The organism is Acinetobacter sp. Z1 (genome assembly GCF_024296945.1).
GTDB lineage: Bacteria > Pseudomonadota > Gammaproteobacteria > Pseudomonadales > Moraxellaceae > Acinetobacter > Acinetobacter beijerinckii.
Genome location: NZ_CP101115.1, coordinates 1,834,320 through 1,848,558, shown reverse-complemented (window position 1 = coordinate 1,848,558; position 14,239 = coordinate 1,834,320). Strand labels below are relative to the sequence as shown.

11 protein-coding genes and 1 pseudogene are annotated in these 14,239 nt (G+C 37.6%); 7 read left to right on the top strand and 5 right to left on the bottom strand.

The window, feature by feature from the left end; translation table 11 throughout:
* Window positions 1–94 precede the first annotated feature (94 nt).
* From mtlD to NGC85_RS08590, 7 genes are all read left to right on the top strand, one after another.
* On the top strand, window positions 95–2,224 hold the full coding sequence (mtlD, locus tag NGC85_RS08620) for a bifunctional mannitol-1-phosphate dehydrogenase/phosphatase (protein ID WP_254730249.1): 2,130 nt from the start codon (window positions 95–97) through the stop codon (window positions 2,222–2,224).
* Between the two features lie 75 nt (window positions 2,225–2,299).
* Window positions 2,300–2,923: a 2'-5' RNA ligase family protein gene (locus NGC85_RS08615; protein ID WP_254730246.1), complete on the top strand. Its 624-nt coding sequence runs from the start codon at window positions 2,300–2,302 to the stop codon at window positions 2,921–2,923.
* A 1-nt stretch (window position 2,924) separates the two neighbouring features.
* Window positions 2,925–3,443 carry a bifunctional adenosylcobinamide kinase/adenosylcobinamide-phosphate guanylyltransferase gene (gene cobU, locus NGC85_RS08610; RefSeq protein WP_254730243.1) on the top strand — a complete coding sequence of 173 codons (519 nt, stop codon included), beginning with the start codon at window positions 2,925–2,927 and terminating at the stop codon, window positions 3,441–3,443.
* A 1-nt stretch (window position 3,444) separates the two neighbouring features.
* On the top strand, window positions 3,445–4,515 hold the full coding sequence (cobT, locus tag NGC85_RS08605; RefSeq protein ID WP_254730241.1) for a nicotinate-nucleotide--dimethylbenzimidazole phosphoribosyltransferase: 1,071 nt from the start codon (window positions 3,445–3,447) through the stop codon (window positions 4,513–4,515).
* Window positions 4,505–5,110, top strand: coding sequence for a histidine phosphatase family protein (locus NGC85_RS08600; RefSeq protein ID WP_254730237.1), 606 nt, complete (start codon window positions 4,505–4,507; stop codon window positions 5,108–5,110). The genes cobT and NGC85_RS08600 overlap by 11 nt, the downstream gene beginning before the upstream one ends.
* A 110-nt stretch (window positions 5,111–5,220) precedes the next feature.
* Window positions 5,221–6,804, top strand: coding sequence for a histidine-type phosphatase (locus NGC85_RS08595; protein WP_254730234.1), 1,584 nt, complete (start codon window positions 5,221–5,223; stop codon window positions 6,802–6,804).
* Window positions 6,805–6,902: 98 nt separating this feature from the next.
* On the top strand, window positions 6,903–7,643 hold the full coding sequence (locus NGC85_RS08590) for an adenosylcobinamide-GDP ribazoletransferase (RefSeq protein ID WP_254730231.1): 741 nt from the start codon (window positions 6,903–6,905) through the stop codon (window positions 7,641–7,643).
* 51 nt (window positions 7,644–7,694) lie between these two features.
* On the opposite strand, the pseudogene NGC85_RS08585 reads toward NGC85_RS08590, so the two are convergent.
* From NGC85_RS08585 to NGC85_RS08565, 5 genes and pseudogenes are all read right to left on the bottom strand, one after another.
* A pseudogene (locus tag NGC85_RS08585) lies at window positions 7,695–9,158 on the bottom strand (PepSY domain-containing protein).
* Between the two features lie 3 nt (window positions 9,159–9,161).
* Complete coding sequence (locus NGC85_RS08580) at window positions 9,162–11,282, bottom strand: TonB-dependent receptor (protein WP_254730228.1); 2,121 nt, start codon at window positions 11,280–11,282, stop codon at window positions 9,162–9,164.
* A 77-nt stretch (window positions 11,283–11,359) separates the two neighbouring features.
* Window positions 11,360–11,866, bottom strand: coding sequence for a hypothetical protein (locus NGC85_RS08575; protein ID WP_254730225.1), 507 nt, complete (start codon window positions 11,864–11,866; stop codon window positions 11,360–11,362).
* 178 nt (window positions 11,867–12,044) lie between these two features.
* Window positions 12,045–13,136 (bottom strand): 3-deoxy-7-phosphoheptulonate synthase, encoded by a 1,092-nt coding sequence (locus NGC85_RS08570; RefSeq protein ID WP_169110242.1) that lies wholly within the window; start codon window positions 13,134–13,136, stop codon window positions 12,045–12,047.
* 120 nt (window positions 13,137–13,256) lie between these two features.
* The gene (locus NGC85_RS08565; RefSeq protein ID WP_254805570.1) at window positions 13,257–14,144 is read right to left on the bottom strand and encodes a sulfite exporter TauE/SafE family protein; all 888 of its coding nucleotides are present in this window, start codon (window positions 14,142–14,144) and stop codon (window positions 13,257–13,259) included.
* Between the last annotated feature and the right edge of the window lie 95 nt (window positions 14,145–14,239).

Here is a 14,239-nt window from a genome sequence, read left to right as displayed (position 1 = left end):
ATTAATCAAATTTATTTCATTTATTTAACGGTCGAAATTTAAGCTCATTTCTGGGTTAGCCTATTAAAACTAAAACAAAACAAGAGGAGTAAAGATGTTGATTTTTCATGATTTTCCTGTTCAAGGGGCACTTTTTGATATGGATGGAACAATGTTTGATACAGAGCGATTACGCTTTGAAACATTGAAACAAGCATCAGAGGAGCTTATTGGACAGGAATTTTCAGATGAATATTTAATGCAGTGCTTAGGTCTGAGCGCAAAAACTGCAGAACAACTTGCAAAGAAATTTTATGGGGAAGATGTTCCATATCAAGCGATTAGAAAACGTGCTGATGAGCTTGAGTTGGAATCTGTGCGTCACAATGGTGTTCCAATCAAAAAAGGATTAATTCAAGTTTTAGAGCGCTTACGCAAATCAGGTTTAAGAATGGCAGTTGCGACATCAAGTCGTCGTGCAATTGCAGAAGAATACTTAATTAATGCCAACGTTTATAAATTTTTTGATTTGTTAGTGTGTGGGGATGAAGTTGAAAAGGGAAAACCTCATCCAGAAATCTTTATTACCGCTGCGCAAAAACTAAATTTACAACCAAGTCAGTGTTTGATGTTTGAAGATTCAGAAAATGGAATTTGTTCAGCTCATGATGCGGGTGGCATTACGATTTTATTTAAAGATATTAAAGAACCTAATGATCGCATGTTAGCGAAAGCAAATTTTTATTATCAGGATATGTACGAGTATTTAAATGCTTTAGATCAGTACATCCCTGAAATGGATATGCCTCAGCTACAAGAACCATTTCCGCAAAGTCTGAATCAATTAACCGTAGGGATTCATGGTTTTGGCGCAATTGGTGGTGGGTATATTGCTCAAATTGTTTCACATTGGGATGGATATACACGTCCAAAACGTATTTTGGCTTCCACGCGAAATAAATTGTATTTGGAATCGGTGAATAGTTTTGGCAGCTATAGTATTCGATATGGTCAATCGTCTTTTGACGAACGAATTGATAACTTGACTGTTATTGATGCTGATAATGATAAACAGATGCGTGAAATGTACATGCAATCGAGCCTTATTGCATTGTGTTTGCCTGAACATGCGATAGCATCTGAATCAAAAATGATTGCCAAAGGTTTATTGGCGCGTTTCATGTCACAAGATTTAGACAACCTTGAACCAATCACTTTTCTGATTATTTTGAATAAGGTTTGCGCGAAATATTTAGTGCTCAAACATATTCGTGAAGCTTTGCTTGAGATCACGGATGAAGATATTGCTGAGCATATTTTAAGTGAGCATTATTTCTGTGATACAGTGGTCAATCGCATGGTCTCAAAATTGAGTGATCAAGCTTTGTATCGTCAACTCAATATTAAGCATCGTTTATTTAAACAGTATCAAGCTGATTTGAATGAAGAAACGATTGAGTTATCAGATGAAACAGCATTAACTGAAAAACAGGAACGTCAGCTCAGTCAATCATTAGAGGAAATGCGCGATCAGTTTCAAGCAGGTCAGTTTTTACAAAATATGGATTTAATTTTATTCCATAGCGAAACGGATATGCCGATCTATGTTGAAAATCGTAGCCCGCTGTTAAATAAAATGCGCCAAATGATCTTGGTTGATCAAATCTCAGATATTCAAATCATTAAAAATCGTCTATGGAATGGCTGTCATGCCATGATCGCTTGGCAGGCGAGTCTTATTGATCATGAAATGATTGGAATTGCTTTAGCAGATCAGAAGATCAAGAAATTTGCTGAGCAATTGGTGATTGAAGTGAAATCAGGATTGGTAAATATCGTTCCGAATCAAGCCAAACAACTTGATCGCATGGCTGAAAGTTTTATGAGCTCATGTCGTTCTGCCTACAAAGATCCATGTGAACGTGTGGCTCGTGATCCATTGAGAAAACTGGGTTACAACGAACGCGTACTCGGCAGTATTGAAAATCATATCGTGCAACAACTGCGATATAAGTACCTATTACAAGGTGCTGTTTCGGGTTATGTGTATGCAGTTAAGCTTTTAGAAATTCCTATTGATAAAGTGATGACGCATTTACAAAACGCTATCGAGCAAATGGACATTATTGAGCATGAAAAGAACGATTTGTTTAAATTGATTTTTACAGCAGTCTCAGCTGAATTAAATATCTCAGATGGAGAGCAATCTTTTCGCATTAAAAAAGCCGAGCTTGAAACAGCCTAAATGACTTTTAAAATCATTTAATCTTGCAAGAAAATTATGTTTGAATAACACAACTGTCAGATTGTTATTGTCGTTGTGTTATTACAAACATCTACTCAACTCGTTAAAACTGAAATTCGAGACTATCCGGAATGGCATCATGGTCGGACAAATTATGCTTTGTGGTATATCGAAATTGATCAACCAGAATTAGTTGAATATTTAGATGCGATCAAAACACATTTCTCAGATTTCCTACTTACGTCGAATCAACGTCAGTATCACATTACGTTATTCGTATGCGGTTTTCCAAATACCCATCTTTCTCCATATAATGATGATTTTTCAGCTGAACAATTGTCACTACATCTAAAATCTATCAATCAATTACAACTCGAACCCTTTGAACTAGAACTCACAGCGATCGATAGTTTTAGCAGTGCTTTATTTATTCAAATCATCGATCAAGAAAAAAATTTAGAAAAAATCCGTTCTCAGCTTTCACTTGTCTCGAAGGAAATAGCGGCATTACAATATTGTCCTCATATTACGATTGGACTTTATAACGATGCATGGAGTAGTGATCTTGTTTTGGAGCGAATAAAAAGCTTTGAAGCCAAAAGAATTAAAATTCAAGTGAGTCAATTGACTTTCGGTTATTATAAGGCTCAGATTTTACAAGGATTACTGTATCCTTATCATCAAATGGTATTAGCTTAATATGTTGCAATTAATTTTGGGTGGTGCACGTTCGGGTAAGAGCCGATTGGCTGAAAATATAGCTCTGCAGCGTGGACTCCCTGTGATTTATGTCGCCACGGCGCAAGCTTTAGATGATGAAATGCAGCAAAGAATTCAACATCATCAGCAGCAAAGACCTAAGCAATGGAAACTTTGTGAAGAGCCTATTTTTCTGGCGAATCAATTATTAAAACTAGATCAAGAACATCAAATCATTTTGGTTGATTGCCTTACCTTATGGTTGACCAATCTATTGTTAGCTGAAGATCAAGATTTGCAGCAACAACAGACAGACAAGTTATTAGAAATATTACCCAAACTTAAATCTGAGATTATTTTAGTCAGTAATGAAACAGGGCTAGGTGTTGTGCCGATGGGTGAAATTAGCCGTCGATTTGTGGATGAAGCTGGTCGATTGCACCAAGCATTAGGGCAGCTTGCTCATAAACTGATGTTTTGTGTTGCAGGCTTTCCAATGATTTTAAAAGATGAGAAATAACATGACTGAACAAAATGCTTGGTACGCTGAATCGGTACAACACATTGATTTGGAAGCAAAACATCTAGCCGAACAACGACAACAACAACTCACTAAACCAACAGGAGCTTTAGGAGAGTTAGAGCAGCTTGCGATTCAGCTAGCAAGTTTACAGGGTACAGTTCATCCCCAAATTCAAAAACCTTGGATCACGATTTTCGCAGGTGACCATGGTGTAGTTGACGAAAATATCTCAGCTTATCCTCAAGCCGTGACACGTCAAATGCTTCAAAATTTCGCGTCTGGCGGTGCGGCAATCAGTGTTATTGCAAAACATCATCAGGCCCAGTTACAAGTGATTGACTGTGGAACGGTAGGCGATTCCTATGATTATGTCGGTGTAGAGCGACATTGTATTCGTGCAGGAACAGCCAACTTTGCTCAACACGTTGCAATGACGGAACAAGAATGTTTTGCTGCATTGGCATTAGGTAAAGCCAGTGCGGATCTAGCGAAGTCAGAACAGGTTGATATTTTTATCGCTGGAGAAATGGGCATTGGCAATACTTGTTCCGCTTCAGCCATCGCATGTTTGTTGTTAAATGAAGATGCAGCACAACTGACAGGTGTTGGAACAGGAATTAATAATCAACAATTGCTACATAAAATTGCAGTTATCAATCAAGCAATTGAACTCCATCAACCCAATGTTGCGAATGATGCTTTGAAAATTCTAGCTGCCGTGGGTGGTTTAGAGATTGCTGCCATGACAGGAGCATATTTACGTTGCGCTCAAATTGGTTTGCCTATTGTGGTGGATGGTTTTATTAGTTCCGTTGCAGCTTTATGTGCTGTTCACATACAGCCAAGCTGCCGTGACTGGATGCTATTTGGACATCAATCAGCAGAATATGGTCATGTTCGTATTCTCAAAGAGTTAAAAGCGCAGCCAATTTTAAAAATGAATCTAAGATTGGGTGAAGGAAGTGGTGCAGGCGCAGCATTGTCAATGCTGCAATTGGCATGTGTTTTACATAATCAAATGGCAACTTTTGCCGAAGCTGCAGTGACTGGAGATAAAGTTGCGTCTTGATCTACTGCGACATGGTGAAACAACTTTAAGCCATACTTTACGTGGGCACATTGATGATGAACTGACAGAAAATGGTTGGTTGCAGATGCAATCGACCATACAGCAACATGTTACTGCTAACACTGATTGGGATGTCATTTTTAGTTCACCTTTGCAACGTTGTCATGCCTTCGCTATTAATTTGGCAGAGCAACTTGAACGACCTTTGCAATTAAATATGCATATTAAAGAAATGTATTTTGGTGATTGGGAAGGTATTTCGACTCAAAGCATTTATGAAAATGAACCCGAGTTATTGGCAAATTTTTGGCAATTTCCAACAAAATATCATGCACCAAATGGTGAACCTTTAGAGCAATTTTTACAGCGTGTTAAAGTTGGATTTGATGAAATCCACACTCAAATGCAAATACATCAATGGAATAGAGCATTAGTTATTACACATGGTGGAGTGATTAAATTGTTGACTTGTTTAGCACGACATAAACATCTCAATGATTTATTAAAAATGCCCGCAGAGTTAGGGGCGTTATATGCTTTAAACCTCACTCAAGTTGACAATCAAATACATTTTTCTGAAAAGACAGCAATTTAGTAGTTATAAAATCTTATTTTATTTCCAGTATTTGCTTAGGTCATGTAATCGAAATGTCATTGCCACTGCCTATGATACATCTCATTTCTTGACCTATAAGTAATTCCTTTATGAATATATTATTGAAAAGCAGTGTGTTATGCGTGAGCATTTTATTGGCGGCATGTAATAACGATGATCGCTCAGAAGCAAAAATAATCCCAGAAAATAACACGGTATCAAAATATTATCAGACTAAAACTCCATACCAACCACAACAAGATCTAAAAAAATATGAAGCAATTCCACAGGGTTTCAAACCTGTTTTTACAGAGTTAGTAGCACGTCATGGTTCTAGAGGATTATCGAGCATTAAATATGATTTGGCGCTTTATAATTTATGGAAACAAGCTAAGGCTGAGAATGCTTTAACACCTTTAGGTGAAAAATTAGGTGCTGATTTAGAAAATATGATGAAAGCCAATATTTTGCTTGGTTATGGTGTAGATGGGATTCGCCAGTATGGATATGGCAATGAAACGATGCTTGGTATTCAAGAACATAGAGGTATTGCAGACCGTCTTTTACAGCGTCTACCTGAACTATTTAAAACAGGAGCGACACAACCTCAATCTATCTTAGTCCAAAGCTCAGGTGTAGATCGTGCGGTTGATAGTGCCAAGTTTTTTACTGCTGAATTGATTCAACAACAACCACAATTGAAGAGTCAAATTACACCTACGTCATATACAAGTTTGGTCAGTACCAGTATTCCATCTAGTGAAGACGTTGGAGTAGATCGATTTAAGCTTTATTTTCATAGTTTAAATCAAACTCAAGATTTAACTCAGCCTATATCTGCACAACAACAAGTCATTTATGATGCAAGTCAAGCTTATCAACACTTTGAAGAAGATAATGCTGACTTAGCTAATAAACTAGATGAGTTAACTCAAAAATCGCGTGCTCAGCAGGTTGCTATGAGTGTATTAACGCCAATTTTTAAACCTGAATTTATTAAAAAAATAGGTACAAGCGGTTATACTTTCAGTAATACAGGCTCATATACTGTGACTACCCCAACAGGTGAAAATATTACTGAAAAAGGCAAAGGAAAGAATACAATTACTAGTGCTGTAGATGCTGCTGCTTATATTTATGAACTGTACTCTATTTCAGGAGGGATGCAGGTTGAACTTAACGACGTAAGTTTTGATAAATATATGCCAATCGATGCAGCTAAGTTTTATGCAGAATTCAATGATGCTAATGACTTTTATTCTAAAGGTCCAAGCTTTTCTGAATCCAATGCTGTCACCAGTAAGATGTCAAAGGGATTAAAGCAGGATTTATTTGACCAAGTTGATGCGATTATTGAAAGAAAACAATCCCACCGCGCTGTGTTACGTTTCGCACATGCTGAAATCATTATTCCACTGGCGACCAGTCTAGAGTTACATGACATGATGCAGCCTTTACCATTACGTCAAACCTATAACTACAGCAATAGCAAGTGGAGAGGTGAAGTGGTATCGCCAATGGCTGCGAATTTACAGTGGGATATTTATCAAAATGCACAAGGTATCACTTTGGTAAAAATGCTCTACAATGAAAAAGAGACCTTGTTTAAACCATCATGTAAATATGCACAATATAGTACCAACAGTTTCTATTATGATTATTTAAAGCTCAAACAATGTTATCAAGTTCAATAATCCAAGCATTAGTTTTTTCAAACTGGGAATAGCAAGGCTATTCCCAGTTTTATTTCCTCATAATTGCTAAATTATGAATCGAATATGATTGAGTTTACATGACGTCTTTTTGGATCGCTTTGCAATTCTTGACTGTTCTACCCATCGAACTAAAACAGATACCAACTGCAAAGCAAAATGGTCAATCTGTACTTTTTTATCCACTTGTAGGTTTGTTGATTGGATTAATTCTATTTGGACTTTCAATCCTTCTCGTAAAAGTACCGATTATTCTTGTTACAGCGATTATTTTAGTGATTTGGATTTGGCTTACAGGTGGGCTTCATTTAGATGGTCTAGCGGATACAGCAGATGCTTGGGTAGGCGGTTTTGGTGATCGGGAACGTACTCTTAAAATCATGAAAGACCCAAGTTGCGGTCCTATCGGTGTTCTAAGTTTAGTCATTGTTTGCTTACTTAAATTTTCCGCTTTATATGTCTTGCTTCAACAACAGCTCTCTGCTTTTTTAATTTTAATACCTATGCTGGGTCGCAGTGTTCCTTTATTTTTATTTCTCACAACACGATATGTTCGAGAAAATGGATTAGGGCATTCAATGACTGATTCTATTCCTAAAACTGTAGGATGGATGGTTTTTGTCATTACATTGGCATTGCTTTGTGCATTTAAATTAATTGGATTAGTTGCTTTAATCAGCTTTTTCTTAATATTGGTTTACTTAAGAATTTTGTTTATTAAGCGAATCGGTGGTATCACGGGCGATACTGTGGGTGCAGCAATTGAGTTAAGTGAGACGGGTTTAATATTAACTTTTGTGATTGCTTTCTTTTATAACTAAGTGAATTTTTATAGGATTGATCCTTCTCAGAAAAGAAGGATCAATTTTGTTTTAACGTTTTCGAATTGCCAATACACTTCCCAAGAAAACTAATACTGCAATCAATCCCGCAATTGTTGCCAACAGAATGTCTCTAAGCGTTTTATCTATTGGCAACCATGTCCACTTATGCAAATATGCAAAACTAAAGCCCTCTAAGGCATCTTGCTGATTTACTTGAGCCGCAATGACACCACTACTTGGTTCTATATAAAGTCTAAGCTGATCATTCAAATTGGTTTCAACCTTGATCACAGGTAAACGTTTGTTGATAAAACCATATTCACCACCAAACTGTGTAACCCATGAACTTTGAGTAAAATGCTCAAAAGGCAAGTTTAAATAAAAGGCTGCCAAATATTTGCTCTGCTCAAGAGGATTCAACTTTTTAGCATGTTGAGCATCAATTTACTCAATGGCTGGGGCAGCATCTTTTGCATGATGATGGTGATCATGTTCTTTCGCTGCGGTCATGCTCCCTTGTAATTGGGGTTTTCCAGTCAATTGAACCATCCAGCCTGCATGTGCTTGATTCTGATCAAAAGCGATCGGTACAAGGTTGAGTCGCTGAATTGGACGTTGAACTGCCAATTGCCATGCTTCAGGATTTAAATCTTGCGTATGGAAGATGGGCTGAACATTCACAAGTTCAGGTTTTTTATGCCAAACATGATAAAAACCACTAAACACCCATAACAAAATAAAAACACTTAAACTAATGCCCAGATAACGATGAAAAAAACGAATTGGCTTTTTAGCTAAACGATGATTTTTACGATTGTGAATTTTGAAAAACAATCCGATTCCCATCAAGGTCAAAGCAAGAATGCCAATTAAAGCAATTTGCATCAAGAGACTTTGTCCTGTCCAAGGCTGATCTCCCCAAGTCCATGTATGACCTAAGCGAAAGATCCGTGCCATCCACATTTTCTGATCATTAGAAATCGTTGCTAATCGAGATTGTGCTGGATCGACATAAGCCCTTAAACCAGTATCAAAATCTACACGCCAAACAGGTAATAAGCGATTGACGCTTGGATAATCATCACTAAATTGAGTGACCAGTTCAGCAGAAATAATCTGTTGTTGTTTTAAGCCGGTGTACCAAACTGCAAGACGTTTTGCATCTTGCAATTCAGCAGCTTTAATCAATTTCCCAGTATGACGATCAAAATATTCAGCAATATTTTGATTAGGTTTTAAAACTCGATAAGCGATAAGATCTTTATTAAGTTCAATTGCTTGTAATGCAGAAAACTCGGTAATTTTCTGCATTTCTAATACTTGAGAGACGGAAAATCCATCTCTCAAATCAAGCTGTTGGGGTGGAGGCATACGTTTTGCAGGTTGAGGTTGTGTTGCACTCATAATTGGATGCAACACACCAGTTAAAGACCACATCAAAACGAGAATGCCAAGTACCATTCCAAAGCTACGATGAAACTTCAATAGCTTTTTCAATTGGTTGGCATTCATGACTTATTTCCCAAAATGATAGCGTAAACCCAATAAATAAGTACGTGGTGCTGCAGGCGTATAACTGGCTTGGTTACTATTGAAAGAGGTGCTTTCTGCATAATGTACATCGGCAGCATTCAGGATTTGCCCATAGATTTCATAAGCATTTTTACGATAATTCGCACGTAAATTTAGACTAGTATGACCAGCATATTTTACTGTGTTGGCTTCATTAATCCAGTATGAACCCACATACACACCTTCAGCGGATAGCAATAGCCCAGGAAGAGGTTTGATCTGATACTCGATGGTGCCAAAGCTTTTTGGAGAACTAGGCATCGTATTTCCACTATAGTCGAGTGTTAAAGACGGTTGAAATTCTTTATATTCGTGCTTTGCAATACTTCCAGAAAGTTTTAATTGCTGATCATATAGCTCGCTGAGCTTCCATGTTCCACCAATTTCAATGCCTTGATGCAAGGTTTTACTTGCATTGCGTGGTTCACGTATTTCACGTGTTTTATCTATTTTTGTATAACTAATTATTTCATCTTTGCCTTCTAGGCGATACAAGGTGATTTCGCCATCCAAGCGATCATCTAACAACTTGAAACGTAATCCAAGATCAACGTTATTAAAGGTTGCTTCTTTCAAGTCAGGTGTGACTAAATTCGCTCCGTAAAGATTATTGACTTCAGGGGGAACAAAGCCTTGCGACCAATTGCTGTAAAGATCTAATTCAGGCGTAATATTCCATACAAAACCGAGTTGTGGGCTGGCTTTATGGAAATTACGCTTTTCATCTGGAGCACCTGTCACGTGTGAGGGAATAAGTTTATTGTCAAAGTCATAACTGATCCAGTCATAGCGAGCGCCACCGACTAAGTTTAAGTTTGGTAAAGCTTGCCAATTTGCTTGTGTGTAAATCGCTTGGTTATTGACATCGACATTAAAATCACGCAGTAATTGTCGTTGATTAAACCCTGTATATATTCGTGTTTTAGGATCACGAAACACCTCAATATCATTGGTTTTTGCTTGGTTGGGCGAATGTTCCGCCATAACACCTACAATTAATTTCACAGGGTTTAAGTTAATTGAATGTTGGAAATTTAAACCATAAGATTGAAAAGCATTATATGTAGTTTGTCCACTATACGTTCCTGTAGGCGTACCATTTTTGGAATCTGTACGAATATTATAACTTGGGTTCTGTTCAGTCGTGTTATCACGATAATACAGTGTAGCTTGGCTTTGGTTTTGATCATTCCAACTGTGGTTTAATTGAGATGAAAGTCTTGTTGCATCAACTTCACGATAGGTAAAGGTTTGATAACTGTAACCAGATCGTTTACTGAAATCCTCTGCATTTAAACTACCCGTCATATCTGCTTTGAGATGATTATAACTGACGATATTTTTAACTTGGGTGGCATCAGATATGCGCCAATCATGTCTCAAAGTGATACTTTGCTTATTACTTTCTGCGTGATCTTGCCAACTATCACCACGATCGCTGGCATAGCCTGAAACTCTAAAGCCATGCTCCCCAAATTCGGTATCAAAGGTATTCGATGCACCTAGGTCTAGACGGCGATAGCCTTCAGAGCTTGCTCTCAAGCCTAAATCAGCTGTGGGGGTTAAACTGGGTGCTTTGGTCAAGAAGTTGATCGTTCCACCAATCGCATTACTACCATATAAACTACTGGCTGGACCACGCAGAATTTCAATATTATCAATCCCAGCCAAATTTACTTCATACAATGCATTATGGTTAAAAACACCTACTGGACGTACAGATATACCATCTTCTAAATACTGATAAACAGCCGCAGTTGTTATTGGTTGGCGTATAGACATCATGTGCTGCTCATTACCCAAGTCATTCATCAAAACACCTGGTGTTTGATTCACTAACTGACCAATGAATGTTGCATGTTTATCTTCAATATCTTGGTTGCTGATTTTGCTAATCGCAGCAGGAGTATTGCTAATCGATTCTCCCTCACGGCTTGCAGTGACGACAATCGTCACTAAGGTTTTGGTTTCATCTTTTGATGAAGTTTCAGCTAAAGCAATTGAACTGTAAGTAACAGAAAGGCACGCAGCAGCTAATACTGACAAACGAAATTGAGTATTCATATCAAACTCTATAAAAAAAGCAATAAACAAGGCGGTACCGCAGTTCTCACTGGATACGATATTTACGGAATTGCGTTTTATAGAGCGAGTGGAGGTGCTTGTTTAATTGGAAAAATATAATAGATACGTGGTATATGCAGATTTTCTGTCCACGCATAGCATAGGCATCGTACACGAGTAAACCAAGCCAATAAAAATACAAAAATAATTGCAATAAAAGGAACGATTGCAGCGGCATCAACGCCATAAGTACATAATGGACAATGCTTCATGATCTTGCTTGCAAGCGCAAAAACCTCTTTAGCATGATCACTAAGTAGATTATGTTTTTGATGTTGAAGATGCTGTTCATGCTGCTTTTTATCGTGCATAGCATGATGGTGATGGCTAGAATGGGATTCTGAATCCATTAAGCTATTTTGAATATTTGTAACTTGGCAGTGACTCGGCATTGCATACAGTGCAGGTACAACGCCAATATGAACCATCGTGGGTAAGAAAATATGCCAGAGTAAACAAAGCAAAGTTATCGCACCGAGAGAGGCACGCCACTTTAGCAAATGTTGACGAAAACTGGACTTCATATCAGCGATACGACACAGTGGAAATGTGGCAGCAGTATAATTAAAAAAACATTACACTACAAAACATATCTAACACAAATGGTGAGTATTTTAAGTCAGTAATTTATTGGTTTTATTGATCTTTCACGTAAAAAAACAGACTCATATGAGCCTGTTTTTAATATCTATTATTTATAAATTAACGGTTTGGCAAAACATCTTTAAGCGCTTCGTGCATCTCTAATAGCGCTTTTTCTGTTGTTTCCCAATCAATACAACCGTCAGTCACTGATTGACCATAAACAAGATCACATAAGTTTTCAGGAATATCCTGACGACCACCTTTGAGATGACTTTCAACCATGATACCCACGATTGATTTATTGCCATCAAGAATTTGCTCTGTGATGTTTTTAAGAACCAAAGGTTGTAAGTACGGATCTTTGTTTGAGTTTGCATGACTAGTATCAATCATGATCTTATTGCTTACTTTTGCTTTCGCTAAGGCAGCTTCAGCTTCCGCAACAGAAGAAGCATCATAGTTAGGTTTACCATTACCACCACGTAAAACTACGTGAGCATAAGGGTTACCATTGGTATTAATAATCGCTACTTGACCATTTTCATTTAAGCCTAAGAAGCTATGACCATGTTTAACCGATTGCATGGCATTGGTTGCAACCGTTAAGCCGCCATCTGTACCATTTTTAAAACCAACAGGTGAAGATAAGCCTGATGACATTTCACGGTGAGTTTGACTTTCGGTAGTACGAGCACCAATCGCTGACCAAGAAATTAAATCTTGGTAGTACTGAGGTGAGTTAGGATCAAGTGCTTCAGTTGCACAAGGTAAGCCTTTTTCATTTAGCTCAAGCAAAAGACCGCGACCAATATGCAAGCCTTTTTCGATATTGAATGAGTCGTTCATATCAGGGTCATTAATTAAACCTTTCCAACCCACAGTGGTACGTGGTTTTTCAAAGTAAACACGCATGACTAAATAAAGTGTATCTTTTACTTTTTCGCTAAGTACACGTAAACGATCAGCATATTCATTCGCCGCTTTAGGATCATGAATTGAACAAGGACCAATGACGACAAATAAACGCTTGTCGTTGCCATCTAAAATATTACGTACAGTTGCACGTCCTTGTAATACAGTTTTTGATGCAGCCTCAGATAAAGGAAGATCAGCTTTCAGTTCCGCAGGGGTAATCAAGGTTTGAATGCTTTTAATATTAACGTCATTGATATCTGGTTGAGAAACTGGGTTTGGCTGTAGAGTATTCATCGCTGTCACAAATTCAATCTAAAGAAGAGGTTATTTTGTCTACGAATATAGCATGAAATGCTGATTGATTAACTAGCGAATCGCATAATTTGTTCTAAATCAACCAGCATATTTATGGGTTTAAACGGTTTTGGTTAAATGATTTGTCTGTTGAACAAAAACTGCTTGCTGAGTTTCAACTGGTTTTGGCTTGGCTTTAATTGGATTCACCATAAAGTTGATCCCTAGTGCAAATAATGTAATACCTAAGATTTTACGAATCAGTCGTTCAGGCATACGAGAGCTAATTAAAGTACCCACAATAATGGCAGGAATGGAACCAACCAATAACCACATTAATAAGGTAAAATCAACATTACCTGAAGACATATGGCTTAAACCTGCGACGGCTGTTAGTAAAACGGCATGTACAACATCTGATCCAATGATACGAATCATAGGCAAATTTGGAAACATAATCACTAGAGCCATGATACCAAAAGCACCAGCACCTACTGAGGATAATGTTACAAATACACCCAGTACAATCCCCATAATAACGATATAAAAACGTTTATGTTGCAGAGCATGTTGCTCGCTTTCCATATTGTCTTGTTCGCGATTTCTAAAGCGATCAAAGAACTTCTCAATTTGGGTACGGAACACAATTGATACACCGGTCAAAGTCAACATAAAACCAAGTACCATAGTCAGTACCGCTTTATAATGAGTTGATTGACTTAAATAGTGTTCTAAAACCCATGATGTCGCAAATGAAGCAGGAATACTTCCGATAGCTAACCAAATCACAATTGGCCATACAATGTTTAGTTTTTTGGCATGAACCACAGAACCACAGAACTTAGAAATTGATGCATAAAGTAGGTCAGTACCAATGGCAATATGAGGCTCGATTTTGAATAAACTAATCAAAATAGGGGTCATTAATGAACCACCGCCAACTCCTGTAATACCTACACAGAAGCCAACCAAAACCCCAGCCATAATGAATTCGATAGGACCAAACATCAACAATATGCCTAAATATGCTAAAACCTGCATATCTTATGCTTTTTTAAGATAACTCGTTGTGATGAAAAATGATTTACTTATTCAAAAAAAAG

What these genes read in the sequence shown, in the direction of transcription:
- NGC85_RS08575 (WP_254730225.1), bottom strand. Translation starts at nt 11,866, where the DNA reads ATGAAGTCCAGTTTTCGTCAACATTTGCTAAAGTGGCGTGCCTCTCTC.
- NGC85_RS08580 (WP_254730228.1), bottom strand. Translation starts at nt 11,282, where the DNA reads ATGAATACTCAATTTCGTTTGTCAGTATTAGCTGCTGCGTGCCTTTCT.
- NGC85_RS08595 (WP_254730234.1), top strand. Translation starts at nt 5,221, where the DNA reads ATGAATATATTATTGAAAAGCAGTGTGTTATGCGTGAGCATTTTATTG.
- cobU (WP_254730243.1), top strand. Translation starts at nt 2,925, where the DNA reads ATGTTGCAATTAATTTTGGGTGGTGCACGTTCGGGTAAGAGCCGATTG.
- NGC85_RS08570 (WP_169110242.1), bottom strand. Translation starts at nt 13,136, where the DNA reads ATGAATACTCTACAGCCAAACCCAGTTTCTCAACCAGATATCAATGAC.
- NGC85_RS08590 (WP_254730231.1), top strand. Translation starts at nt 6,903, where the DNA reads ATGACGTCTTTTTGGATCGCTTTGCAATTCTTGACTGTTCTACCCATC.
- NGC85_RS08565 (WP_254805570.1), bottom strand. Translation starts at nt 14,144, where the DNA reads ATGTTTGGTCCTATCGAATTCATTATGGCTGGGGTTTTGGTTGGCTTC.
- mtlD (WP_254730249.1), top strand. Translation starts at nt 95, where the DNA reads ATGTTGATTTTTCATGATTTTCCTGTTCAAGGGGCACTTTTTGATATG.
- cobT (WP_254730241.1), top strand. Translation starts at nt 3,445, where the DNA reads ATGACTGAACAAAATGCTTGGTACGCTGAATCGGTACAACACATTGAT.